The sequence below is a fragment of the Pseudomonas sp. R19M genome, assembly GCF_050312585.1.
Taxonomy (GTDB): Bacteria; Pseudomonadota; Gammaproteobacteria; order Pseudomonadales; family Pseudomonadaceae; genus Aquipseudomonas; species Aquipseudomonas palleroniana.
The window spans coordinates 23139-49480 of sequence record NZ_JBNPJV010000037.1; the positions used below are offsets into that span (position 1 = coordinate 23139).

General features: G+C 61.1%; 18 protein-coding genes, 2 tRNA genes and 2 pseudogenes. 3 read left to right on the top strand and 19 right to left on the bottom strand.

The annotated features are described in order from the left end of the window. Positions 1-239 precede the first annotated feature (239 nt). Positions 240-422 carry a hypothetical protein gene (locus ACQRBT_RS06475; protein ID WP_060755088.1) on the top strand — a complete coding sequence of 61 codons (183 nt, stop codon included), beginning with the start codon at positions 240-242 and terminating at the stop codon, positions 420-422. 46 nt (positions 423-468) lie between these two features. On the opposite strand, the gene ACQRBT_RS06480 is transcribed toward ACQRBT_RS06475, so the two are convergent. From ACQRBT_RS06480 to rnr, 13 genes are all read right to left on the bottom strand, one after another. Further along, positions 469-1359 (bottom strand): transglutaminase family protein, encoded by an 891-nt coding sequence (locus ACQRBT_RS06480; protein WP_412046605.1) that lies wholly within the window; start codon positions 1357-1359, stop codon positions 469-471. Then, a complete protein-coding gene (locus tag ACQRBT_RS06485; protein ID WP_104995363.1) occupies positions 1359-3845 on the bottom strand; it encodes a circularly permuted type 2 ATP-grasp protein in 2487 nt (828 codons plus the stop codon). Before ACQRBT_RS06485 ends, ACQRBT_RS06480 begins: the two co-directional genes overlap by 1 nt. Before the next feature lie 182 nt (positions 3846-4027). Beyond that, the gene (locus ACQRBT_RS06490; RefSeq protein WP_412046604.1) at positions 4028-7318 is read right to left on the bottom strand and encodes a DUF2126 domain-containing protein; all 3291 of its coding nucleotides are present in this window, start codon (positions 7316-7318) and stop codon (positions 4028-4030) included. 187 nt (positions 7319-7505) lie between these two features. Next, entirely contained in the window at positions 7506-7955 is a 450-nt protein-coding gene (locus ACQRBT_RS06495; protein WP_060755092.1) for a hypothetical protein, read from the bottom strand. Then, complete coding sequence (locus ACQRBT_RS06500) at positions 7952-8884, bottom strand: hypothetical protein (RefSeq protein ID WP_060755093.1); 933 nt, start codon at positions 8882-8884, stop codon at positions 7952-7954. The genes ACQRBT_RS06495 and ACQRBT_RS06500 overlap by 4 nt, the downstream gene beginning before the upstream one ends. Positions 8885-9095: 211 nt before the next feature. After that, the gene (locus ACQRBT_RS06505) at positions 9096-11399 is read right to left on the bottom strand and encodes a YgiQ family radical SAM protein (protein ID WP_060755094.1); all 2304 of its coding nucleotides are present in this window, start codon (positions 11397-11399) and stop codon (positions 9096-9098) included. Between the two features lie 110 nt (positions 11400-11509). Further along, positions 11510-12907, bottom strand: a complete 1398-nt coding sequence (gene dnaB, locus ACQRBT_RS06510) for a replicative DNA helicase (RefSeq protein WP_060755095.1) — start codon at positions 12905-12907, stop codon at positions 11510-11512. A gap of 110 nt (positions 12908-13017) precedes the next feature. Then, positions 13018-13464 (bottom strand): 50S ribosomal protein L9, encoded by a 447-nt coding sequence (rplI, locus tag ACQRBT_RS06515; RefSeq protein ID WP_003171376.1) that lies wholly within the window; start codon positions 13462-13464, stop codon positions 13018-13020. A gap of 18 nt (positions 13465-13482) precedes the next feature. Further along, positions 13483-14376, bottom strand: coding sequence for a hypothetical protein (locus ACQRBT_RS06520; protein ID WP_412046603.1), 894 nt, complete (start codon positions 14374-14376; stop codon positions 13483-13485). Positions 14377-14412: 36 nt separating this feature from the next. Continuing rightward, positions 14413-14643 (bottom strand): 30S ribosomal protein S18, encoded by a 231-nt coding sequence (gene rpsR, locus ACQRBT_RS06525; RefSeq protein ID WP_002551829.1) that lies wholly within the window; start codon positions 14641-14643, stop codon positions 14413-14415. Between the two features lie 28 nt (positions 14644-14671). Next, positions 14672-15094: a 30S ribosomal protein S6 gene (gene rpsF / locus ACQRBT_RS06530; protein WP_003236224.1), complete on the bottom strand. Its 423-nt coding sequence runs from the start codon at positions 15092-15094 to the stop codon at positions 14672-14674. Between the two features lie 249 nt (positions 15095-15343). Beyond that, positions 15344-16099: a 23S rRNA (guanosine(2251)-2'-O)-methyltransferase RlmB gene (gene rlmB, locus ACQRBT_RS06535; RefSeq protein WP_412046602.1), complete on the bottom strand. Its 756-nt coding sequence runs from the start codon at positions 16097-16099 to the stop codon at positions 15344-15346. Further along, positions 16096-18726: a ribonuclease R gene (gene rnr / locus ACQRBT_RS06540; RefSeq protein WP_412046601.1), complete on the bottom strand. Its 2631-nt coding sequence runs from the start codon at positions 18724-18726 to the stop codon at positions 16096-16098. Before rnr ends, rlmB begins: the two co-directional genes overlap by 4 nt. 224 nt (positions 18727-18950) lie before the next feature. Here rnr and ACQRBT_RS06545 point away from each other — a divergent pair. Both ACQRBT_RS06545 and ACQRBT_RS06550 read left to right on the top strand, forming a co-directional pair. Beyond that, positions 18951-19037 (top strand) — tRNA-Leu (locus ACQRBT_RS06545). 153 nt (positions 19038-19190) lie between these two features. Then, positions 19191-19277 (top strand) — tRNA-Leu (locus tag ACQRBT_RS06550). A gap of 124 nt (positions 19278-19401) precedes the next feature. On the opposite strand, the pseudogene ACQRBT_RS06555 reads toward ACQRBT_RS06550, so the two are convergent. The 6 genes and pseudogenes from ACQRBT_RS06555 to hflK all read right to left on the bottom strand — a co-directional run. Further along, positions 19402-19917, bottom strand: a pseudogene (locus tag ACQRBT_RS06555) (methyl-accepting chemotaxis protein); the annotation flags it as partial. Positions 19918-20259: 342 nt separating this feature from the next. Next, a pseudogene (locus tag ACQRBT_RS06560) lies at positions 20260-21363 on the bottom strand (HAMP domain-containing protein); the annotation flags it as partial. 112 nt (positions 21364-21475) lie between these two features. Then, positions 21476-22765, bottom strand: a complete 1290-nt coding sequence (locus ACQRBT_RS06565) for an adenylosuccinate synthase (protein WP_198760899.1) — start codon at positions 22763-22765, stop codon at positions 21476-21478. A gap of 54 nt (positions 22766-22819) precedes the next feature. After that, complete coding sequence (locus ACQRBT_RS06570) at positions 22820-24007, bottom strand: ATP phosphoribosyltransferase regulatory subunit (RefSeq protein ID WP_412046600.1); 1188 nt, start codon at positions 24005-24007, stop codon at positions 22820-22822. Positions 24008-24300: 293 nt separating this feature from the next. Further along, positions 24301-25167 (bottom strand): protease modulator HflC, encoded by an 867-nt coding sequence (gene hflC, locus ACQRBT_RS06575; RefSeq protein ID WP_060755102.1) that lies wholly within the window; start codon positions 25165-25167, stop codon positions 24301-24303. Beyond that, complete coding sequence (hflK, locus tag ACQRBT_RS06580; protein WP_244384522.1) at positions 25167-26342, bottom strand: FtsH protease activity modulator HflK; 1176 nt, start codon at positions 26340-26342, stop codon at positions 25167-25169. Before hflK ends, hflC begins: the two co-directional genes overlap by 1 nt.

Genomic DNA, 26342 nt, shown 5'->3' on the forward strand with positions numbered 1-26342 from the left:
TACAACTTTAGGCTATCAGCCGTATCAACACAATCTACCAGCCAAAGTACTACGACCTGTCTATGATCGGCCCATCACCCAACGGAGTCCGAGCCATGCACCTCAATCAATTGTTCAAAGGCCTGTTCGCGGCCTACGCCTGCGGTAAGTGAAGGCCAAGCGCGCGGCTAAGCTGCTACCATGGCAGCCCAAGGCAGCCGAGCGCCGCCACCCTCACCTTCGACCCTAGAGGATCGCCCATGGCCAAACCTAATTACTCCTTCGCCAAACGTCAGAGAGACTTGGCCAAGGAGCAGAAGAAAGAGGAAAAACTGCAACGCAAGAAAGCCGCCGCAGAAGGAGAAGCGAACGCGCTGAACCATGATGTGGATGGTGAAGAGACGAACGACGAGGCTGAAACACCAAAGGATCCGGCGCAATAAATTGCTTTGTGGTGAGCAGGCCCGACCGGCTCACCACAATCCAGGGTCATTGCAGCGGCATCACCGTCACCCGCACCTCCGGGTCATGGCTCCCCCCTCCCAGAATCACCCCTCGCAACGGCGATACATCCGAGAAATCCCGGCCCCAGGCCAGGGTGATGTGCTCCAGTGCCGGCTGCACATTGTTCGTCGGATCGAAATCCACCCAGCCCGACACCGGGCAATACACCGAAACCCAGGCATGGGACGCGTCCGCGCCGATCAGACGCGGCTGCCCCGGCGGTGGCTGGGTCAGCAGGTAGCCGCTGATGTAGCGCGCCGCCAGGCCCCGCGAGCGCAGGCAGGCGAGCATCAGGTGGGCAAAGTCCTGGCAGACGCCGCGGCGGCGCTCCAGCACTTCCACCAGGGGCGTGGCGACCTGGGTGGCTTCGGCATCGAACGTGAATTCACTGAAGATCTTCTCCATCAACGCTCGCGTCCCCAGCAGCAACGGCATACCTGGTGGGAAACAGCTTTCGGAGAACTCAACGAAGGTTTTCTTCAAGTGCACGTAAGGCGATTCAAAGCGATAGCGGCAGGCTTCGATCAGTGGCGCTGACATCGGCTGGCTGCTGTAGGTCAGGCTGTCACGGGTCTGATCCCAGGCGGGTGACTGCTCAAAGTCCAGCGCCGGCCGCGCCAGCACCTCCACGGTCAGCCCGGCATTCACCAGCAATTCATCATGAGGCCGCTCGAATGCGAGACGGGTGATCGGGTTGCCGAACACGTCCAGCTCATCCCGCCGCGAAGACGGCTGCGGGCTGATATCCAGTTGCTGCGAACTGCAGCGCTGCCAGGCGCAGGGCCTGGGCCACAAGTGTGCCAATTGCTGGGCCAGGGACACCGGGCTGTCATAGTGGTAATGCGTATCATGGAAAATCTGGTAGCGCGCACTCATCACACCGACACCGTTTGTTGGCTGACATCATCCACATGGGCAAAGTGACGCAACGCCAGGCGATCCGACACCTGCCCACTCTCATCGGCCACCGCCTGCAGCAGGTCGGCCAGGCCGTCCAATGCGGCGCGTACGCTGGACTCGCCGAACAGCGGGTTCTCCAGGCAGCCCAGGTCAAAACGAGTCAGGCGCTCCACCAGAGGCCCGAGCCCGGTTTCCCGTGGCACCCCGAAGTCATCGTTGAGACGGCGCAGGGTACGGCTCACCAATTTGAGCTGGAACAGCACGGCATGGGGGTTCTGCTCATCCAGCAGCAACAAGTCGAGCACCGGAATCAATTGCGGCACCGCCAGGTAGCGAGAGCGATAGGTGATGCTGCTGTTACCCAACTCCAGCAACCATTCCAGCCCCGCCTGATCGAACACCGCCATACCGCGCAGGAACGCCGCGAGGCTGCTGCTCAGAAATTGCAGGCGCTCGATGCGCCGCCCCATCATCAAGAAGCGCCAGCCTTCGTCGCGAGTCATATCGTCCAGGGCAAACCCGGACAGCGCCGCCAGCGACATCACCAAACGGTTGAGGAAGTCCAGCAGCTCGCCAAAGTCCGGCACTTCGCTTTCCAACTCCAGCGCTTCGCGTTGCAGCTCCACCAACGCCTGCCAGTTTTCCCGCGACAACTTACCGCGCACCTGGGACGCCGCCCACTGCAAACGCTGCAGATTGGCGCGCAGGCTCGACGGCCAGTCATCGCCCAGCAAGGCCGCCAACAGGCGTTCAGGCAACTCGCCCTCCTCCGGCAACAAGTGCAGGCTGTCACCCAGCTCGACCGCCGCCTGCAACGCCTGCGGATCGTCACCGTCGACATAGCGCGCCAACACGATGCGCAGCCAGCGCGCGCTGTTATCACAGCGCTCGCAATAACGACCAAACCAGAACAGGTTCTCCACCACCCGCGACGGCAGATAAGGATCGCGGCGCACCAGGTCATGCACACCGATCGCACGCTGTGCGCGCCAATGCTCGCCCCCGGCGGCGCGTTCGCCGAGCACCCAGGTGTCTTTGCTCGCGCCACCGCGCTGCATCGACACCACTTCGGCATCCGCCTCGGCCGCCACGCGGGTCAGCCCGCCCGGCAGCACGCGATAACCTTCCTCACTCGCCACGGCGTAGACGCGCATGCCAATGGCGCGGTGTTGCAGGTGGTCATCCACGGTATGCCACACCGGAGCCTGGGACAGTTGCGCCAACTCCTGGGCGACATACGCATAGGGTCGCGCACGCATGCGTTCGGCCAGGGCCTCGCGTTGTTCGTCGTTCAAATCACGCCCGAAGACCGGGGTGAAACTTTGCGAAGGAAACGCCGGTTTGATCAACAGTTCCGGGAGTTTCTCCAAGGCTTTTGCGAGCACCGGCCCCTCGCCGCACCACCAGGTGGCGATGGACGGCAGGATCAATGCTTCGCCAAATAAAAACTCGTTGATCTTCGGCAAGAAGCCGAGCAGGCCCGGGGACTCCAACACACCGCTGCCCAACGCATTGGCCACCAATACGTTGCCCTGGCGCGCCGCATCCAGCAGGCCGGGCACGCCGAGGGCCGAGTCGGTGCGCAATTCCAGCGGGTCGCAGAAGTCGTCATCCAGCCGGCGCATGATGGCGTGCACCCGGCGCAGGCCACTGAGGGTTTTGAGGAACACCGTGCTGTCACGCACGGTGAGATCACCGCCCTCCACCAGCGGGTAACCCAGCTGGCGCGCAAGGTAGAGATGTTCGAAATAACTTTCGTTGAAGCGCCCCGGCGTGAGCAACACAATCAGCGGCGGCTGGTCATCGCCAGGCGCCTGGCGAGCCAGGGTTTCCTGCAGGGTGCGGAAGAAACCGGTGAGGTGCTGCACTTGCAGATCGCGGTACAGGTCCGGGAACGCACGCGACACGATAGTGCGGTTTTCCAAGGCATAACCCGCACCCGACGGCGCCTGGGTGCGGTCGGCGGTGACCCACCAGCGGCCATCCGGCGTACGCGCCAGGTCCACCGCATACAGGTGCAGGAACGTCCCCTGCGGCGGCTGGATACCCTGGCACGGCCATAGGAAGTTGTTATGCCCGAACACCAGCTCGGCCGGCAGCAAGCCTTCCTTGATCAAGCGTTGCGGGCCGTAGAGATCGGCCAGCACGGCATTGAGCAGGCGTGCACGCTGGGCGATCCCCGCAGCGAGGTGCTGCCATTCATCGGCAGCCAGCACATGGGGCAGCAGATCCAGTTCCCACGGGCGGTCGGCGCCCTTGGGGTCGGCGTAGACGTTGTAGGTCACGCCGTTTTCCTGGATCTGCCGGGTCAACAGGGCCTGACGCTGGGCCAGTTGCGCAGGCGTGCTGCGTTGCAAGTGGTCGAGCAGGCGCTGCCAATGGGCACGCACCGCGCCGCTGTCATCCAGCAGTTCGTGATAAGTGCCCGCAGTCAGCGGGTAACGGTCGAGCAAGTCGGACATGGAACGCTCGGCAGGGCAAAGGGGGTCAAAGTCACCGCAGTCTAATGTGGACAGGGTTTGTGTGGCGAGGGAGCTTGCTCACGCTGGGCTGCGTAGCGGCCCCGGAGATCCCGGGAGCGCTTCGCACTCCAGCGGGAGCAAGCTCCCTCGCCACACAAGCGCCGTCTCATAGTTGATCCGCGTCAGTCATTTTTATTGGGAAAACGCCGCAAATCCAGGGTCATCGGTAACTCATCGTTGATGACCACCGGAGGTACAGGGAGCTTGCCCGGACTATGGCCAAGACGGAAAAACCGCGCCATGCGCCGGCTCTCGGCTTCGTTGGCGTTCACCGGCAAGCTGTCGTAATTCCGCCCTCCCGGGTGGGCCACATGGTATTGGCAGCCGCCGAGGGAGCGTTGCATCCAGGTGTCGAGCAGGTCGAACACCAGCGGCGCATGCACCGGAATGGTCGGTTGCAGGCAGTTGGCCGGTTGCCAGGCGCGGTAACGCACGCCGGCGACAAATTCACCGACACGCCCGGTGGCTTGCAGCGGCACCGCAATACCGTTGCAGGTCAGCAGGTAGCGTTGCGGCGCCAACCCGGTGAGTTTCACTTGCAGGCGTTCCAGCGACGAATCCACATAGCGCACCGTACCGCCCGCCGCGCCCTCTTCGCCCAGCACGTGCCAGGGTTCGAGGGCCTGGCGCAGTTCCAGCTCGATGCCACCGACCGCGTAGTCGCCGACCTTGGGGAAACGAAACGCCAGATGCGCCGCAAACCATTCGGCACGCAGCGGATAACCGGCGGCATTCAGCTCGACGATCACATCGGCAAAGTCCTGCTCGATAAAGTGCGGCAGCAGGAAACGGTCATGCAGCTCGGTACCCCAGCGCGCAAGTTTCGGCGGCGCATAAGGTTCGCGCCAGAAACGCGCGACCAAGGCGCGCAGCAGCAGTTGCTGAGTCAAGCTCATGCGCGCATGGGGCGGCATCTCAAAAGCGCGCAGCTCCAGCAGGCCCAGGCGGCCAGTGGCACCGTCGGGCGAGTAAAGTTTGTCGATGCAGAATTCCGCGCGGTGGGTGTTACCCGTCACGTCGATCAGCAGGTTGCGCAGCAGGCGATCGACCAGCCACGGCGCGCACTCTTCGCCGGGCGCCGGCATTTGGGCGAAAGCGATTTCCAGCTCGTACAGCGCGTCGTTACGCGCCTCGTCGACCCGCGGTGCCTGGGAGGTCGGGCCGATGAACAACCCGGAAAACAGGTAGGACAGCGAAGGGTGGTTGTGCCAGTAGCTGATCAGGCTGCGCAGCAGATCCGGCCGGCGCAGGAACGGTGAATCCTTGGGCGTTGCGCCGCCCATGACAAAGTGGTTACCGCCACCGGTGCCGGTGTGGCGCCCGTCGATCATGAATTTTTCGGTGGTCAGGCGGGTTTGTCGCGCCTCTTCGTAGAGGAATTCGGTGCGCTCCACCAACTCGTCCCAGGTGGCGGAAGGTTGCACGTTGACCTCGATCACACCCGGGTCCGGCGTGACGCGAAAGTTGCTCAGGCGCATGTCAAACGGCGGCTCGTAACCTTCCAGCAGTACGGGGCAATGCAACTCTTCGGCGGTGGCTTCGATGGCGGCCACCAGCTCCAGGTAATCCTCGACGCGCTCCAGCGGCGGCATGAACAGGTACAGGCGCCCGCCCCGCGCTTCAGCACACAGCGCGGTACGGGTCAGCCAATCGGCGGACTCATCCACTGTGGGCACGCGCTCGTCGCCAGGCGCGGGCTCGCCGTGACTCTTCAGTTGCGCAGGCGTCGGCAGCTCCGGTTGATCCTGATTGGGGTCAACCGGATGCACGAAGGGATACTCCGCCGCGCTCACCCATGGCTGCGACGCCAATGGCAGGCGGTAGCCGAGCGGCGAATCCCCCGGCACCAGCCGACAGTGGTTATCGCGCAAGTACCAGCGCCCGCTCTGCCAACGATCATTGGCCGCCGTGCGCGCCAGCGGCAGCACGTGGCCGATGACTTTATCCAGGCCCTGGCTGAAGACTTTGCGCAGGCGTTCGCGCTCCAGCTCATCGCTCAGGCGCGGATCCTGGGCGGTGACGTTTTGCGGCAGCGCGCCCTCGCGCCACAGGTAATAGAAGTTGTCTTCAAAGGCCGGGAACACGAAACGCGCAGGCAGCTTGAGGCGCTCGGCGACGCTGGCCAGGAAGCGTCCGGCCAGCGCGTCGTCGGCGCCGTAGTCCTGCTGTTCATCGGCGATCAGCGCAGGGTTGTGCCAGATCGGCACACCGTCGCGGCGCCAGTAACAGTTGAGTGACCAGCGCGGCAGTTGCTCGCCGGGGTACCACTTGCCCTGCCCGAAGTGCACCAGCCCCGTCGGCGCGTAGTGCTTGCGCATGCGCTGGAACAGCTCGGCAGACAGGCGCCGCTTATTCGGCCCCAGCGCGGCGGTGTTCCACTCGGCACCGTCGGGGTCGTCGATAGAGACGAAGGTCGGCTCGCCGCCCATGGTCAGGCGCACGTCATCCTTGAGCAGATCACTGTCGATCTGACGGCCCAGCGCCTGGATCGCCAGCCACTGCTCTTCGGTGTAGGGCTTGGTCACCCGTGGCGCTTCCCAAATGCGCTCCACCGACATTTCATGGGTGAATTCGCACTCGCACGGTTCCACCAGCCCACTGATCGGCGCGGCAGAGGATGGGTCGGGACTACAAGCCAAAGGAATATGACCTTCACCGGCGAACAACCCGGAAGTGGCATCCAGGCCGATCCATCCTGCACCGGGCAAATACACTTCGCACCAAGCATGCAGGTCGGTGAAGTCCACGTCGGTGCCGGACGGGCCGTCGAGGGCTTTGACGTCGGCGGTCAGTTGGATCAGGTAGCCGGACACAAATCGTGCCGCCAGCCCGAGGTTGCGCAGCAATTGCACCAGCAGCCAGGCCGAGTCGCGGCACGAACCGGAAGCGTTTTCCAGGGTGAACTCCGGGGTTTGCACACCGGGCTCCATACGGATCAGGTAAGCGATGTCGCTAGCCAACCGCTGATTGAGCGCCACCAGGAAGTCCACCGCCGGCAGCGGCGTACGGTCGATGCCGGCCAGGTAGGCGGCAAACGTCGGCGTCAGCGGCAGGGTTTCCAGGTATGGCGCCAACTCGCGCTGCTCGTCGGCGGCGTAGCTGAAAGGGATTTTTTCGGCATAGGGCTCAAGGAAAAAGTCGAACGGGTTGAACACTGCCATCTCGGCGACCAGGTCGACTTCGATACGCAGCTCGTCAGTTTTTTCCGGGAACACCAGCCGCGCCAGGTAATTGCCCTGGGGGTCTTGCTGCCAATTGATGAAATGCTGCTCGGGCAGCACTTTCAGCGCGTAGGAGAGTATCCGCGTGCGGCTATGGGCCGCCGGACGCAAACGCACGATCTGCGGGCCGAGTTCTACCGCACGGTCGTAGCGGTAATGGGTGACGTGGTGCAACGCGACATGAATCGACACGGCGGCCTCCTGCGAGCCAGGGCATGGAAACAAAGCGCGCAAGACTTATGCCAGAGCAGCGGTCATTGCGCTTTATCGTAGGACCCGGTGCAGTACAGCACCAAAACGGCGCCCAGGTGAGTGCCGTGGTGCGAGGCTCGCACATAATTGTGGCGAACCTGCGAAGACAGGTGGCGAATCTACCCAGTCAATGGGTTTTGCGTTGAGCGATCATGGTTTCACGCAGGTGACGGACCTCGACCAGCTTCTGGCGCATTTCACGGTGGCGCTTGCTGTTGAGCAATAACAACCCCATCAGCGGGAAAAACACTCCCGAGCCGTAAGCCAGCGCATGAAGGTGATACTGAATCATCGGCAATACAAACAGCAGACAGCCGCCCAGGTAAACCGCCACCAGGCCAGTGGCCCAGGTGCGTCCGCGCGCAATCATGACGTTGCTGAATACGATCACGACTACCAGCAGCAGGATCAGCAGCCCGGAGTAGCTGGACTTGAGCGCCGGATCAGCGTCGCGCCAATAAGTCACCCCTGCCATGGACACAGCAGACGAACCGGAAAAGATCGCCATGAAGATCGTGCCCATGAAAACCGGAAAATAGCGGCGCAGGAAGGCCGCCATGTCGGGAAAGCCGCTCATTCCGTCAGGTCCTCGTACAAGCCGATCGCCAGGGTACTGGCGGTGCCCACGTTACCGCTGCGATAGCTGCCCACGATACCCAGCAGGCCGCCCAGCGCATCCTTCATCTGGGTGAGGGTGGCGTGACGAATTTCGGTGGACGTATAGCTCTTGGTCAATTTGCCCGCGCGCTGCTGCAACTTGAGCAACTTGGGCGTGAGGCTGGGATCGCGCAGGCTTAACAGCTCCTTGGTCAGCTTTTTACGCTCCTGACGGCTCAAGCCCTTGAGCAACTGGTACCAACTCTTGCCAAGCGCGGCGGCCTTGTTGGCCTTGAGCAGTTTCACGGTTGTGAGCGCGCCGGTCCCGATACCCACCAATGAGACCGCATCGAGCACGGGGGAAACGGCGTTGTACCACTCGGTATCGTCCAAGCGATCGTTAGCGTCGGGGTCAAGAATCTCGTTGTAGGTGCGCGCTACACCGAACCCACATTGCGCACTGCCGGCCAGCGCCGCCGTCACGCCAATGCCGACCACAAAAGCGCTGGCACCGGCCGTGAACGGCACCGCAACGCTACCGCTGAACACCACAATCCAGCCGATCACGGCGGCGCCGCAGGACAAGCCCATGTCGAACACCTCCTTCCTCAGGCGCTCTTCTCGCGGGTCGGTCTTCACCTGCTCGACAAACTGAGCTGGCGCGATGTACTTCTGCGCCTCACGGATAATGACGCGCTTGGGCTTGATGCTGCAGATGGGCTTGAATTCACGCAGGGTCACGACATTAAAGTCGGCGTCGATGTACACGACACCCGCGCCGACAATGCCGGGGTCGGCGTCAATGGCCGCAAACAGGCGCGGCAGGTTGATCTGGCTTTCGATGCGCTGGCGGGCCATGAACTGGGAGCGGTTGAAGTCCATGCCGATGCTGGCCAGGGGGTTGCCCATGGGTGTTCTTCCTTGAAAAGAGGGGGGTGACTGGACTGACGCTATCGGGGGCAAGCCCCCTCCCACCCTTTGATGTGTGAACCCGATCCAATGTGGGAGGGGGCTTGCCCCCGATGACGGCTCAATGGGCGACACCTTAACAAACAGGCTACCCAACGCCTAGAAAGCAAAACGCCAGCACGAGGCTGGCGTTTTGCGTTTCAAGCTGCGATCAACGCGGCACGACCGGCTTGCGGGCAGGCTTCTTGCCTTTGCCCTTGGCCGCATCGGTGCGCTCCTTGGCGGCTTGCTTGTTGCGCGCCTGGGCTGCGGCCTTGGCTTGCTCGCGCTTGTCCCACGGGTTGCTGCCGTCGCTGCCACGCGGTGGCAGGCCGGTGTGCTGGGTCAGGACCCTGGTGGTGGTGTCCTTGGCGACCTTGTGGCTGCCTGCCGGTGTCGAGTTCTTGCGACGGGCGCTCTGGTAGCTGTCGGTAGCCGGTTGATGCAGCGGGATCAGTTGGTCCTTGCCCGGCCCGATCAGGTCGGCACGGCCCATGCGGGTCAATGCCTCACGCAGCATCGGCCAGCCTTTCGGGTCGTGATAACGCAGGAACGCCTTGTGCAGGCGGCGCTGCTCCTCGCTCTTGACGATGGTCACCGCGTCGCTCTTGTAGGTAACCTTGCGCAGCGGGTTCTTGCCCGAGTGGTACATCGCCGTGGCCGTGGCCATCGGTGACGGGTAGAACGCCTGCACCTGGTCGGCGCGGAAGCCGTTGCCCTTGAGCCACAGGGCCAGGTTCATCATGTCTTCATCGGTGGTGCCAGGGTGAGCCGCGATGAAGTAAGGAATCAGGTACTGCTCCTTGCCCGCTTCCTTGGTGTACTTCTCGAACATGCGCTTGAACTTGTCATAGCTGCCAATGCCCGGCTTCATCATCTGGTTGAGCGGACCTTCCTCGGTATGCTCCGGGGCGATCTTGAGGTAGCCACCGACGTGATGGGTGACCAACTCCTTGACGTACTCCGGCGACTCGACGGCCAGGTCGTAACGCAGGCCGGAGGCGATCAGGATCTTCTTCACACCCGGCAATGCACGGGCGCTGCGGTACAGCTGGATCAACGACGAATGGTCGGTGTTCAGGTTCGGGCAGATGCCCGGGAACACACACGATGGCTTGCGGCACGCAGATTCGATTTCCGGGCTCTTGCAGGCGATGCGGTACATGTTCGCGGTCGGGCCGCCGAGGTCGGAGATCACTCCGGTAAAGCCGGGAACCTTGTCGCGGATCTCTTCGATCTCGCGAATGATCGACTCTTCGGAACGGTTCTGGATGATGCGACCTTCGTGCTCGGTGATCGAGCAGAACGTGCAGCCGCCGAAGCAGCCACGCATGATGTTCACCGAGAAACGGATCATGTCGTAGGCCGGGATTTTTTCCTTGCCATACGCCGGGTGCGGGATACGTGCGTAAGGCATGCCGAACACGTAGTCCATTTCTTCGGTGGTCATCGGGATGGGCGGCGGGTTGAACCACACGTCCACTTCACCGTGCTTCTGCACCAGGGCGCGGGCGTTGCCCGGGTTGGTCTCCAGGTGCAGCACGCGGTTGGCGTGGGCGTAGAGCACGGCGTCGTTGCGCACCTTTTCCACCGAGGGCAGGCGGATCACGGTCTTGTCGCGGGTCATCTTCGGGCTGGCCAGGATCTGCACAACCTTGGCCTCCGTCGGATCCTCAACCGGCCCCTTTTCCTGCTCGATGGCGCAAGCCTGGGTGTCCTGGGTGTTCACGTACGGGTTGATGATCTTGTCGATCTTGCCCGGACGGTCGATACGGGTGGAGTCCACTTCGTACCAGCCCGCCGGTGTATCACGGCGTATGAATGCGGTGCCGCGTACGTCGGTGATGTCTTCGATCTTGTGGCCCCACGACAGGCGCTGGGCAACCTCGACGATCGCCCGCTCGGCGTTGCCGTACAGCAGGATATCGGCGCTGGCGTCGATCAGGATCGAGTTGCGCACACGGTCCTGCCAGTAGTCATAGTGGGCGATGCGGCGCAGGGACGCTTCAATGCCGCCGAGCACGATCGGCACGTGCTTATAGGCTTCCTTGCAACGCTGGCTGTACACCAGGCTTGCACGGTCCGGGCGCTTGCCGGCCATGCCGCCGGGAGTGTAGGCGTCGTCGGAGCGGATTTTCTTGTCGGCGGTGTAGCGGTTGATCATGGAGTCCATGTTGCCGGCCGCGACGCCGAAGAACAGGTTCGGCTCGCCGAGCTTCATGAAGTCGTCTTTGGACTGCCAGTTCGGCTGGGCAATGATCCCGACGCGAAAGCCCTGGGACTCCAGCAGCCGGCCGATGATCGCCATGCCGAACGACGGATGGTCAACGTAGGCATCACCGGTGACGATGATGATGTCGCAGGAATCCCAGCCAAGCTGATCCATCTCCTCCCTGCTCATCGGCAGGAACGGCGCTGGACCGAAACACTCGGCCCAGTACTTGGGATAGTCAAATAACGGCTTGGCTGTTTGCATGACGGTGACCGGTGTTGAGATGAAAAAACTGCGATGAAAAATCGCGGGCGCGAAATATAGCACAAATTTTGACCAATTCCGACGATAACGGTCGGAATTGAGCAGATGGCTTATTCGTCGTCGTCGAAATTGTAGCTACCCGGCGCGAGGTTCTCGAAGCGGGTGTATTTGCCGATAAACGCCAGGCGGATAAATCCGATAGGACCGTTCCGCTGCTTGCCGATGATGATCTCGGCAATGCCCTTGTGCTCGGTTTCCGGGTGATACACCTCGTCGCGGTAGACGAACATGATCACGTCGGCGTCCTGCTCGATCGCTCCGGATTCGCGCAAGTCGGAGTTCACCGGACGCTTGTTGGGACGTTGCTCCAGGGAGCGGTTGAGCTGGGACAGCGCCACCACCGGGCAGTTGAATTCCTTGGCCAGGGCTTTCAAGGACCGGGAGATTTCAGAAATCTCATTGGTACGGTTGTCGCCGCTGGAGCCTGGGATCTGCATCAACTGCAGGTAGTCGATCATGATCAGGGCGATGTCACCGTGTTCACGCACCAGGCGCCGCGTACGCGCACGCATCTCGGAGGGGCTGATGCCCGCGGTGTCGTCGATGAACAGCTTGCGATCGTTGAGCAGGTTGACCGCCGAGGTGAGGCGTGGCCAATCGTCATCTTCCAGCTGGCCGGAACGTACCTTGGTCTGGTCGATACGCCCCAGCGACGAGAGCATCCGCATGACCAGCGATTCGCCTGGCATCTCCAGGGAATACACCAGGACGGTCTTGTCGCTGCGCAACACGGCGTTTTCCACCAGGTTCATCGCAAAGGTGGTCTTACCCATGGACGGACGGCCGGCGACGATGATCAAGTCGGCCGGTTGCAGGCCGCTGGTTTTCTCGTCGAGGTCGGTGTAGCCGGTGGAAATACCGGTAATGGCGGCATCGGTGTTGAACAGGGTGTCGATGCGATCGATGGCCTTGGTCAACAGCTCGTTGACGCCTACCGGGCCGCCGGTCTTGGGGCGCGCCTCAGCAATCTGGAAGATCTGGCGCTCGGCCTCATCCAGGATCTCTTCGGCGGTACGCCCTTCGGGGTTGAACGCACTGTCGGCGATTTCGGTGCTGATACCGATCAATTGACGCAGAGTGGCCCGCTGGCGAACGATCTGGGCATAGGCCTTGATGTTGGCGACGGACGGCGTGTTTTTCGCCAGCTCACCCAGGTAACCGAGGCCGCCGACCTGGGAGGTCTGGCCTTCCTTGTCGAGTTGTTCGGCCAGGGTCACCACGTCGATCGGCGAGTTCTGATCGGCCAGTTTGGCGATGGCGCGGAAGATCAAGCGGTGGTCATGCCGATAGAAATCACCGTCCGAGACTTGATCCAGCACGCGTTCCCAGGCGTTGTTGTCCAGCATCAAGCCACCGAGCACGGCCTGTTCGGCCTCGATGGAATGCGGCGGCACCTTCAGGGCAGCGGTTTGCAGATCGTATTGCTCAGGAGCTGAAATATCGTTCATGGCCACTTGGAATTGGGGGTCTGTAGAAAAACAAAAGGCACGACCTGTAAACAGGATCGTGCCCGATGTTAACCGCCCGGCACACGAGGTGCCAGCCAGTTAGGTGCGACTTAAGCTGCTACCACGACAACGCGTACGGTGGCTTCAACTTCAGCGTGCAGGTGCACGGCTACGTCGAATTCGCCTACGTTGCGGATGGTGCCGTTCGGCAGACGAACTTCGCTCTTCTGCACTTCAACGCCCGAAGCGGTCAGTGCATCAGCGATGTCGTGGGTGCCGATCGAACCGAACAGCTTGCCTTCGTCACCGGCGGTGGCAGTGATAGTCACTTCCAGCTCAGCCAGTTGGGCAGCGCGAGTTTCAGCCGAAGCTTTTTTGTCTGCTGCTGCTTTTTCCAGCTCAGCACGACGCTCTTCAAACGCAGCCAGGTTGGCAGCGGTCGCAGCGGTGGCTTTGCCGTATGGCAGCAGGTAGTTACGACCGTAGCCGGCCTTAACGTTCACTTTGTCGCCCAGGTTGCCCAGGTTGGCGACTTTTTCCAGAAGGATCAGTTGCATGTGAAAATCCTCTAACTTTTAACCTTCACCGTTCGCGTTATCGGCGTCTTTCGGCGCCAGACGACCGCGAAAATCAATCAGGCCGTCGACAATGGCCAAGACCACGAGTAACGGATAGATCAGCTGCATGAACAGCAACAGCGTGACGTACAACCCCACCAGCCAGAACCTGGCCAGGCGCTTTCGCGCAACAAGCCCATGAATCAGGGCCAGTCCGGCAAACACCAGCGGTACGCTGCAAATCGGCGCCAGCAAGGCCATCTGAGGACCGAAGTTCGGTCCGACAACCATGCACGCCAGCAGCAACATCGCCGGCCCCGTCGGGATTCTGATACTGCGAAATTCGCGACCAAAACCACCCAGGTTGTACAACAACGCCTGCCAGTAACGCCCAAGAATCAGGCTCATAACGCTGACAACCTGCAACAATGCCGCAATCAGGCCGGTCAGGACCGGGGCAATCAGTGACACAAACCGCGCTCGCTCATCTACCGACAATTGCTGGTAGATATCCCCGAGGGCCAGCGGCAGGATCTTGACGATCTCTTGTGCCAGCGCCTCGATCTGTGGGCGGAAAGCCGCGCCAAGCATCACCGAATACACCAAACCCAATGCCACGCTGACCAGCAGCGTACGGACCCAGGACTCACTTGCGCGCAAAACCAACGCAAGGCTCGATGACCCCAGCAGTACCAGAAGTACCCGTGGATCACCCAATTGCAGCCACCAGATCAAGGCCGGCAACAATCCCAGGGCAAGAACGCCAACGGCGTCCTTCAAACCGCGCCGCAGGAGCACAAGGCAGCCTGCAGCAGCACCCAACCAATAAAACAACGGCAATGCCGCAAAGCCAGCCACTACCAGAGTGGCCTGCACACGGCCGCGCATGATGAACTCAGCTAAGGCGCGCATGCATTCAATCCCTTACTACTTGTCGACTGCCCGGTCTCAGCGGCCGTGGCTGTCGGTGTAGGCCAGCAGGGCCAGGAAGCGGGCGCGCTTGATAGCGGTGGCCAGCTGACGCTGATAACGAGCTTTGGTACCGGTGATACGGCTTGGAACGATTTTGCCGGTCTCGGATACGTAGGCTTTCAGAGTGTTGAGATCTTTGTAATCGATCTCTTTCACGTCTTCAGCGGTGAAGCGGCAGAATTTACGACGACGGAAGAAACGTGCCATTTGATAGGCTCCTTAAAAGGTCCGTGGATTACTCGTCAGCGTTATCGCTGTTGTCGCTGTCATCACTGTCAGCGCTATCAGCGCCTTCGTGCTCAGGACGGTCGCGACGCTCACGGCGCTCACTGCGGTTTTCTTCAGCCTTGAGCATCTCGGATTGGCCGGTAACGGCTTCTTCGCGACGGATGACCAGGTTACGGATCACTGCATCGTTGTAGCGGAAGTTGTCTTCCAGCTCGGCCAGGGCCTTGCCGGTGCACTCAACGTTCAGCATCACGTAGTGAGCCTTGTGAACATTGTTGATTGCGTAGGCCAGTTGACGACGGCCCCAATCTTCCAGACGGTGGATTTTGCCGCCGTCTTCTTCGATCAGCTTGGTGTAACGCTCAACCATGCCGCCGACTTGCTCGCTTTGATCCGGGTGGACCAAAAAGATGATTTCGTAATGACGCATGAATGCTCCTTACGGGTTGTAGCCTGCCGCTCAAAAACGGTCAGACAAGGAGTGAATGACACTTATGGATCTTGCCGCACGGAGGCACATCGGTGCCTGCCAGGAAGGCAAGGGGCGCAATTGTAGAGAAGGGGGAGAAAGCGCGCAAGGTGATTGGTGATTATTTGAACAATCTTCCATACACCCCAGAATAGCTCTAGGAGGGGAGCAAGCCCCCTCCCACAGTTTGGATCCAGGCCCGGCTCGAGATTACTTCTTGGTTTTAGCCTTCGCGCCACGCTGACGCTGGACCTCGAACAGGCACACACCCGTCGCGACCGACACGTTAAGACTGCTGACGCTACCGGCCATCGGCAAATGCACCAGGTAATCGCAATGCTCACGGGTCAGGCGGCGCATGCCCTTGCCTTCGGCGCCCATGATCAAGATGGTCGGGCCGGTGAGGTCCTGGTCATAAATACTGACCTCGGCCTCCCCTGCCGTACCCACCACCCACAGGCCACGCTGCTGGAGTTTTTCCAGGGTACGCGCCAGGTTGGTCACGGCCACCAGCGGAATAACTTCCGCCGCGCCACAGGCGACTTTACGCACGACCGGCGTCAAGGTAGCCGACTTGTCCTTAGGCACGATCACCGCCAGCGCACCGGCGGCATCTGCCGAGCGCAGGCAAGCGCCGAGGTTGTGCGGGTCGGTCACACCGTCCAGCACCAGCAGCAGCGGCGCACCTTCGGTGCGGTCGAGCAGTTCATCCAGCATCGCTTCGCCCCAGACCTGGCTCGGACTGACGTCCGCGACCACACCCTGGTGCACACCTTCCACCCACGCATCCATCTCACGACGCTCAGCCTGGCCGATGGCGACGCGGTTTTCGTTGGCCAACTCGACCAGCGTTTGCACACGCGGCTCACTGCGGCCTTCGGCCAGCCACACTTGTTTGACGCGCTTGGGATGGTGACGCAGCAATGCTTCTACGGCGTGCACGCCGTAGATTTTTTCCAGACTCATGACTTGGCCTTAGGTTTGCGCGACCCACTGTTCTTTGCAGGAGCCGAACCCGTCTTGGACGGGCCTTTACGATGTTTACTGGTCTTGCTCGACGAGCTTTCCGGCCCACGCGACTTACCGCCCGACGCCGGTTTACCACCGCTTTTGGCTTCGTTGAGCAACTGCTGCTTCAACTCGCGACTCTTGCGTACCTCAGCGTTTTTAGCCGCGGCATCGCTTGGGCGGTAGGCTTCGGAGACCTTGTCCTTGCTGGAAGAACGACGGCCGGCCTTGGCGGACTCAGGCTCGGCGGCTTTCGCAGGAGCACTTTTGCCTTTGGAGGCTGGCGCCGGGGTATCACCCCCACGTTTTTTGCGACTGCCCGGTGATTCGGCGGGTTTGTCAGACATGCCGAAGTCGATCTTGCGCTCGTCGAGATCAACGCGCATGACCTGCACTTCCACGGTGTCACCCAGACGGAAACTGCGACCGGTACGCTCACCCGCCAGGCGGTGATGCACAGGATCGAAGTGATAGTAGTCACCCGGCAAGGCAGTCACGTGCACCAGGCCCTCGACATAGATGTCGGTCAGCTCGACGAACAAACCAAAACCGGTCACGGCCGTGATCACGCCAGGGAACGACTCGCCAACGCGATCCTTCATGAACTCGCACTTGAGCCAGTTCACCACGTCGCGGGTCGCTTCATCGGCACGACGCTCGCTCATGGAACACTGCTCGCCCAACTGTTCCAGGGCCGCTTCGTCGTACGGATAGATGCGCGCCTTCGGAATGGTCATCGCACCGGCGCGCTTGACGTGCGGGGTGTTCTGCTTGGAGTGGATCACGCTGCGGATCGCCCGGTGCGTCAGCAGGTCCGGGTAACGGCGGATCGGCGAGGTGAAGTGGGTGTACGCCTCGTAATTCAGACCGAAGTGCCCCTGGTTGTCGGCGCTGTACACCGCCTGACTCAGCGAGCGCAGCATGACGGTCTGGATCACATGGTAATCCGGACGATCTTTGATGCCGGCCAGCAAAGCCTGGTAATCCTTCGGCGTCGGGCCGTCCTTGCCTTTATGCAGGGACAGGCCTAGCTCACCGAGGAACGCGCGCAGTTTTTCCAGTCGCTCAGGTGGCGGGCCATCGTGCACACGGTACAACGCAGGGATTTCATGCTTTTTCAGGAATTCGGCGGTGGCCACGTTGGCCGCCAGCATGCATTCCTCGATCAGCTTGTGCGCATCGTTACGCGTGGTCGGGGTGATTGCGGCGATCTTGCGCTCGGAACCGAAGACAATCCGGGTTTCCTGGGTTTCAAAATCGATCGCGCCACGGGTATGACGTGCACCCAGCAACACCTTGTACAGCGCATACAGCTGCTTGAGGTGCGGCACCACGCCAGCGTATTCGGCACGCAGGGCCTTGGCTTCGCTGGTCTTCGGTGTTTCCAGGATGGTGCTGACCTTGTTGTAGGTCAGGCGCGCCTGGGAATGGATCACCGCTTCGTAGAACTGGTAATCGGTCATTTCGCCGGTTTTCGAGATAGTCATCTCGCACACCATGGCCAAACGGTCGACTTTCGGATTCAGCGAGCACAGGCCGTTGGACAGCTGCTCAGGCAGCATCGGGATCACGCGCTCGGGGAAGTACACCGAGTTGCCGCGCACCTGGGCTTCATTGTCCAGCGCCGAGCCGATCTTCACATAGCTGGATACGTCGGCAATCGCCACGTACAACTTCCAGCCGCCGGAGAACAGACGCAGCTTGCCGGGCTTGGCTTCGCAGTAGACCGCATCGTCGAAGTCGCGGGCATCTTCGCCGTCGATGGTCACGAACGGCAGATGGCGCAGATCGATGCGTTTCTCTTTGTCCTTTTCTTCCACTTCAGGCTTGAGCTTGCCGGCTTCCTTGAGCACAGCCTCAGGCCAGACGTGAGGAATATCGTAGGTACGCAGCGCGACATCGATTTCCATGCCCGGCGCCATGTAGTTGCCGACCACTTCAACGATATCGCCCTGCGGCTGGAAGCGCGCCGTTGGCCAGTGGGTGATTTTCACCTCAACGAACTGACCGACCTTGGCGGCGCCATTGCGGCCCGGGGTAATCAGCACTTCCTGCTGAACCTTCGGGTTATCCGGTACAACGAAGCCGATACCGCCTTCTTCGAAATAACGGCCGACGATGGACTCGTGGGCACGCGATACGACCTCGACGATCACGCCTTCACGGCGACCGCGACGGTCCAGGCCGGACACGCGCGCCAGGGCACGGTCGCCATCGAATACCAGACGCATTTGCGCCGGGCTCATGAACAGGTCGTCGCTGCCGTCATCCGGGATCAGAAAGCCGAAACCGTCACGGTGGCCGGCAATACGGCCCAGGATCAGGTCGAGCTTGTCCACCGGCGCGTAAGTACCACGGCGGGTGTAGATCAGTTGTGCGTCGCGCTCCATGGCACGCAGGCGGCGGCGCAGCGCTTCGAGTTGGTCTTCGGTGGTCAGACCGAACTCTTCAACCAATTGCTCGCGGCTAGCAGGCGAACCCCGATCGGCGAGATGCGCCAGGATCAGTTCGCGGCTAGGAATAGGGTTTTCATATTTTTCCGCTTCACGAGCGGCCTCGGGATCGAGGGACTGCCAATCGGCCATTAGAGAGTTTTCACCTTGTCTATATGAGGGTTAGTTTGGCATACGCGTATTGAAACGGGAAATTTCAGGTTTCAACAAGCGTTTAAAAGCCTTTTGCAGCCCCTGACGGCTACCTTGCACGACCATTGGCGAAATTTTCCAGGTTTTTTTCATCGCAGGGGTTTACAGCCAAAAAATCGCTCCGTATAGTGCGCGCCATCGACGACGGCAACGTTGTTGATGCTGCCCAGGTGGTGAAATTGGTAGACACGCCAGCTTCAGGTGCTGGTGATCGCAAGGTCGTGGAAGTTCGAGTCTTCTCCTGGGCACCAAATTCAGATCAAACCCGCGAAAGCGGGTTTTTTCGTTTCAGGTCTTTGATTTTTAACGGGAATATTGATTTATATTTTTGTTATCAGGGGTTTACAGATCAAAAAGCCCTCCGTATAGTTCGCTCCATCAACAGCGCAAGCGCTGCTGATAATGCCCAGGTGGTGAAATTGGTAGACACGCCAGCTTCAGGTGCTGGTGACCTTACGGTCGTGGAAGTTCGAGTCTTCTCCTGGGCACCAAATTCAGATCAAACCCGCGAAAGCGGGTTTTTTCGTTTCTGACGCTCGAAAATATTCCCAACAGCTCATTCTCCAGTGCCGGGGTGCCAGCACCTGCGCTGACGCCCCGGATGCACCTGAGCCACTAGGCCCGGAACTGCCCCAGGCTCGCCTTCAATTGCGCCGCCAACCCGTCCAGCACCTTGCCGCTGGCGGTGGTTTCTACCACTGCCTGCGCGGCACGCTCCGCCTGCGCATGGATCACCTCGACCCGCCCCCGTACCGCATGAGCACCCTGGGCCTGGTGCTCGGCCGCACGCGTCGCCAAACCGATCGCCGCATGCACCTGCTCAACCGACACCTGTACGGTCTGCTGCAAGCGCACACTGTCGCGCAACACCAGCAGCCCTTCGCTGGCCTGGCGCCCGGCCTTGCCGATGGTTTCCACCGCCTCACGCGCCCCCTGCTGCAACGCCACGATATGGGCCTGGATGTCACCGGTGGAGCTTTGGGTTTTACTGGCCAATGCCCGCACCTCATCTGCCACGACCGCAAAGCCGCGTCCGGTCTCTCCGGCCCGCGCCGCCTCGATTGCGGCGTTGAGCGCCAACAGATTGGTCTGCTCGGCGATCCCGTGGATCACCGTCAGCACCACCTCAATCTGCTCACTCTGCTGCGCCAACCGCTCGATCACCTGGGAACCGGCCTGCACTTGCCCCGCCAAGGCCTCGATCAAGTTGCCGACTTGCGCGGAAGTCCGCGAGTTCTCATCCGTGGCCTGACGAATATCCACTACCTGCTGCAACGCCGCTTGCATCGCATGGCTTTCGGCCTGAGCCTCGTCCGCCATCTGCGACAGCGCGCGCAAGCTCTCGGCCACTTCGTCGCGCTGCAAACCAGCCGCCGCATCAGCACCGGCATTGCGCTGGGTCATGGCCCCGATTTCCACGCCGGTTCGCTGAGCCACATCGCCCGCCTCGCGCACAATCGGCTGCAACTTGTCGACAAAGCGATTGACCGCCGAGGCCATGGCGCCGATTTCGTCCTGGCTATTGATTTGCACACGTTTGGTAAGATCCCCCTCGCCCGCCGCCAAGTCATCCATGGCCGCAATCAGCAACTTCAAGCGATTGACCACACGACGCCCCAGCACGATAGCGATCAGCAGCAACACGCCGAAACCAACCAGCGCCAAGCCCATGCCGATGCGCCAGCGCAAGGTGCCGGCGGTGTCCTGCACAACGCTGGCGGTGTTGGCGCTCATCTGGGTGGCCGTGGCTTGCGCGGATTGCAAGCGGGCCCCCATGGCGGCAGCGCTGTCAGCCGCCGCCCCCTTGAGACTGTCGCCCACCAACTGGTCGCCACTGGCGATCAGGGCTGCGAAGCGCTTATCCAGCGCAGCCAGATCCGCCTCCACTGCAGCGGTGGAAACCCCCATGCGCACCTTGCCGATTTCCACACCGTTGGGGCTGATGGACGCTTCGACATAGAACACTGACGGATCATCTTTCGCCGCATCCAGCACTTTATCCAGCGCGCGCTCACCCTTGCCCTTTTCCAGCAGCGCCTGGTTGATCGGGTTTTCGCGATTGAGGTAGCGGGTCAAATGCTCGCCCGCCGCGTCGTCATAGACCACGAACAGTACGTTGGGATTGCGCTGGGCACGCCGGGCGAACTCCGACAGCGTCGGCACGTCACTGTCCCACATGGCGCGGGGCGCCACCGAGGCCAGCAGTTGCGCCATGTCATTGGCGGAGTCCTTCAGGTCTTTTTCCAGAGTCGCACGCAGCTGCTTCTGCTCTTCCTGCAGTCGGGTTGAAAGCCCCACTGTCAGGCGCTGACGGGTATTGGTCGACAAGCTGTCCAGGCTGGACGTGACTTCCTTACCGGCCTGGGCCAACTCGCCAGACAGCTTCTGGCTATCGACCCCCAGCCGATTGCCCAAATCAGCCTCAAGCGCAGTGACGGTGCTCCGCGTCAGAGCGACGGCCACCAGCACTTGCACCAAAAGAGCGATACCAAGAGTAACGAACACCGGCCGCAACAGACGGCTTTGTAACAATGAGAGAACGGCAGACATCGAGAATCCCTCCACCCTGGGTGCCATTAATCTGATGGCGCCGCGAAAGGAAGAAGCGAAGCAAGGGCCGTGCCGTTCGCCCGTCACAAACGACAAAGGGCTCCCGAAGGAGCCCTTTGCTTTTTACATCAACAGCTTATTAAGCGAACGGATGACGCAGAACGATGGTTTCGTTGCGGTCAGGGCCCGTCGAAATAATGTCGATCGGTGCGCCAATCAGCTCTTCCACGCGCTTGATGTAAGCGCGGGCATTGGCCGGCAGCTCTTCCAGGGTCTTGGCACCCACGGTCGATTCGGTCCAGCCCGGCACTTCTTCGTACACCGGCTGCAGGCCCACATAGCTGTCGGCGTCAGTCGGGGCAACGCTATTGCCATCTGCATCTTTGTAGCCAACGCAGATATTGATGGTTTCCAGACCATCGAGTACGTCCAGCTTGGTCAGGCAGATGCCCGAGATGCTGTTCACGTCGATAGCGCGACGCAGGATAACGGCATCGAACCAGCCGCAACGACGGGCACGCCCGGTGGTCGCACCGAACTCGTGACCTTGCTTGGCCAGGTGTGCACCGACTTCGTCGAACAGCTCAGTCGGGAACGGACCCGAACCGACACGCGTGGTGTAGGCCTTGGTGATGCCCAGGATGTAGTCCAGGAACATAGGCCCCACGCCCGAACCCGTTGCAACGCCACCTGCGGTGGTGTTGGAACTGGTCACGTACGGATAGGTACCGTGGTCGATGTCCAGCAGCGAACCCTGGGCGCCTTCGAACATGATGTCTTTACCGGCGCGACGCAGCTCGTGCAGCTCGGCAGTCACGTCCAGCATCAACGGCTTGAGCAGCTCGGCGTATTCCTTGCACTCAGCCAGGGTCTTGTCGAACTCGATCGCCGGCTCTTTGTAGTAACCCACCAGCATGAAGTTGTGGTAATCCACCAGCTCACGCAGCTTGTCTTCAAAGCGCGGCATGTTGAGCAGGTCGCCCACACGCAGGCCACGGCGTGCGACCTTGTCTTCATAGGCCGGGCCGATACCGCGACCGGTGGTACCGATCTTCAGCTCGCCACGCGCCTTTTCACGAGCCTGGTCCAACGCAACATGGAAGGACAGGATCAGCGGGCAGGACGGGCTGATACGCAGGCGCTCGCGCACCGGTACGCCTTTCTCTTCCAGCTTGGTGATCTCACGCAGCAAGGCGTCAGGTGCAACCACCACACCATTGCCGATCAGGCACTGCACGCCTTCGCGCAGCACGCCCGACGGGATCAGGTGCAAGACGGTTTTTTCGCCATCGATGACCAGAGTGTGGCCAGCGTTGTGACCACCTTGGTAGCGCACTACGGCGGCAGCATGTTCGGTCAGCAGATCAACGATCTTGCCTTTGCCCTCATCACCCCACTGGGTGCCCAGGACTACGACATTCTTACCCATAACACTTGTCCTCATTCGCGCAAACTTGGTGCCGGCAATAGCCGGCAGGAAAACTCAAGAAGCCAGTGGCGATACTTGCCAAAGCCCGTTCTGCAGAATCAATTGCCGGTCACAGTCCGCTTCACGGGCGGCGGCCAATGGCTGCCCAGGCAACGCCCGGACGACACGCTGACCCTCACCGCGCAACTGGCAAACCTGCTGCCAGAGTGCTGCGTCCGTACTGTCGGGCATCCAGATGCCACCAGACGGCAGCTCGACCTCAGCACGCCCCAGGGTCACCAGGGTTTTCAAATCGGTGGAAAAGCCAGTCGCCGGGCGGGCGCGACCGAAGTCGGCGCCAATATCGTCATAACGACCGCCCTGGGCGATGGCCTGGCCAACACCCGGGACAAATACGGCGAACACTACACCGGTGTGGTAGTGGTAGCCGCGCAATTCACCCAGGTCGAAGTACAACGGCAACTCCGGGAAGCGCGCCGACAACTGCTCGGCAATTGCCAGCACGTCGTCCAGCGCAGCCAGTACGGGCGCCGGCGCATTGGCCAGGCGCTCACGCGCAGCCACCAGCACTTCACGGCCACCGCACAGGTTCACCAGCGCACGCAGCATGTCGGCCAGGTCGGCAGGCACGCCAGCGGTCAGGGCAATGACTTCATCGATAGCCTTGCGTTGCAGGGCATCGAACAACTGTTGTTCCACTTCACCGGACAAACCGGCCGCACGGGCCAGGCCACGGTAGATACCGACATGCCCCAGGTCCATGTGGACATCCGGCACATCAGCCAGTTGCAGCATGGCCAGCATCAAGCTGATCACTTCAACGTCGCTGCTTGGGCTGGCATCGCCGTACAACTCGGCCCCCAGCTGGATCGGGCTGCGGGAAGACGACAAGGCACGAGGCTGCGCGTGCAGCACGCTACCGGCGTAACACAGACGGCTCGGGCCTTCGCGACGCAGGGTGTGCGCATCGATACGCGCCACTTGCGGCGTGATGTCGGCACGGAAACCCATTTGCCGGCCTGATTGCGGGTCGATGACCTTGAAGGTGCGCAAATCCAGGTCCTGGCCCGCGCCGGTCAGCAGGGATTCCAGGTACTCGATATGAGGGGTGACGACAAACTCGTAACCCCAGCTCTGGAACAGATCCAACACCTGGCGACGCGCTACTTCAATGCGCGCAGCTTCCGGTGGCAGTACTTCTTCGATGCCATCTGGCAGCAGCCAGCGGTCTACCGTTGCCATTACGCCATTCCCCTATGATCCGGGCGGCCAGCCCTCGGCCGAGCCTTGAGTGAAGCAGAAAATACCCGCCGCCTGCATAAACCACGCGCAAGAGCGACGTGACGATCGGCCTGCCAGCGGCCTCGTCGGGCACTTTCCTCGAAAAACCTGTCACGCCTGCCGAATCAAACATGCAGACGCAAAAAAGCCGGGAATTTCCCGGCTGCCGCATCATACACCCGTTTTCTGAAAGGATCACCCCGCCAGGCGTTTTAGCCGCCCGACGGAGTAAGTCCTACACAGCAACGCGCTGATTACTTGGCTTTTTCCAGGTAGCGGAAGAACTCGCTACTTGGGTCCAGCACCATGACGTCGGTTTTGTTTGCGAAGCTTTCACGGTAGGCACGCAGGCTACGGTAGAACGCGTAGAACTCCTGGTCCTGCCCATAGGCCTTGGCGTAGATCGCCGCGGCTTGAGCGTCGCCATCACCACGGGCCTCTTCAGACTCGCGATAGGCTTCCGCCAACAGTACACGGCGCTGACGGTCGGCATCCGCACGGATACCTTCGGCCAACTCGTTACCCTTGGCACGGTGCTCGCGGGCTTCACGCTCACGCTCGGTGCTCATGCGCTCGAACACGCTGCGGTTCACTTCCTTCGGCAGATCGATGGCCTTGACCCGAACATCGATCACTTCAATGCCCAGCTCTTTTTCCGCCATCGTGTTCAACGAGCGCGTGATATCAGCCATCAGCGCATCACGTTCACCGGACACCACCTCGTGCAGGGTGCGCTTACCAAACTGGTCACGCAGGCCCGATTCCAGGCGGCGCGACAAACGCTCGTCGGCAATCTGCTTGAGGCCGGAGGTCGCAGTGTAGAAACGCTCGGCATCCTTGACGCGCCACTTGGCATAGGCGTCAACCATCACGGCTTTCTTTTCCAAGGTCAGGAAGCGTTGCGTCGGTGCATCCAGGGTCATCAGGCGGGCGTCGAACTTGCGCACCTGGTTGACGTAAGGAACCTTCACATGCAGGCCTGGCTGGACGTCCGCCTGCACCACGCGACCGAATTGCAGCAACACCGCACGCTCGGTCTGAGACACGATGTAGAAGCAGTTCCAGGCAGCGATGACCACGACGACGCCCACAATCAGGGCGGTCAGCGATTTATTGCTCATCAACGACTCTCCCTGGTACGTGTTTGCTGTTGCAGCAAGTCAGCGGCCGAACGGGCGCTCGCTTCGTTGGCAGCAGCCGTCGAACCGGTAGACGGCGCGTTGGTGCCGCTACGGCCACCTTCGATCATCTTGTCCAGCGGCAGGTACAACAGGTTGTTCTGCCCACCTTTGTTGCCGGTCACGAGAACCTTGCTGGTGTTGCTGAAGACTTCCTGCATGGTGTCCAGGTACAGACGCTCACGCGTGACTTCCGGAGCCTTGCGGTACTCGGCAACCAGCTTGGTAAAGCGATCTGCCTCACCCTTGGCGCGGGAAACCACTTCGTCACGGTAACCGTTGGCATCCTCAAGGATACGCTGGGCCTGACCACGGGCTTCCGGCACGACGCCGTTGGCATAGGTTTCAGCCTGGTTGCGCGAACGCTGCTCGTCTTCACGGGCGCGGATAACGTCGTCAAAGGCTTCCTGCACTTCACGTGGTGCCGCTGCGCTCTGCACGTTCACCTGAGTGACGGTGATACCGGTGCGATAGGTATCGAGGAACCGTTGCAGGCGCTCCTTGATTTCGCTGGCCATCAACTCACGCCCTTCGGTCAGCACCTGGTCCATCGCAGTGGACCCCACCACATGGCGCAGGGCGCTTTCGGTTGCGTGCTGCAGGCTGATCTCAGGCTGGTCGACGTTCAGCACGAAGTCCTGCAGGTTGCTGATCTTGTACTGCACGGTCAGCGGCACTTCGACGATGTTCTCGTCTTCGGTCAGCATCTGGCCCTGCTTGGTGTAGGCACGCTCACGCGTGACGTTTTCCATGTACTTCTTGTCAATCGGCGGGAAGTAGATGTTCAGGCCCGGCCCTACCGTCTCGTAGTACTTGCCGAAGCGCAGCACGACAGCCTGCTCCTGCTCGTCGACTACGTAGACCGCGCTGTACAGCCATACGGCCGCCAGCACGACAAGACCCAGGCCCAGCAGGCCATAGCCGCCACCCTTGCTTGCGCGACCGCCGTCGTCACCACCACTTTTTTTCCCACCACCGAACAACCCATTCAGGCTTTCCTGCAGCTTTCGGAAGGCCTCGTCGAGATCCGGCGGCCCCTTGCGGTCGCCGTTATTGCGGCGCTTACCACCCCAAGGATCCTGATTATTCGAGTTGCCACCCGGCTCATTCCAAGCCAT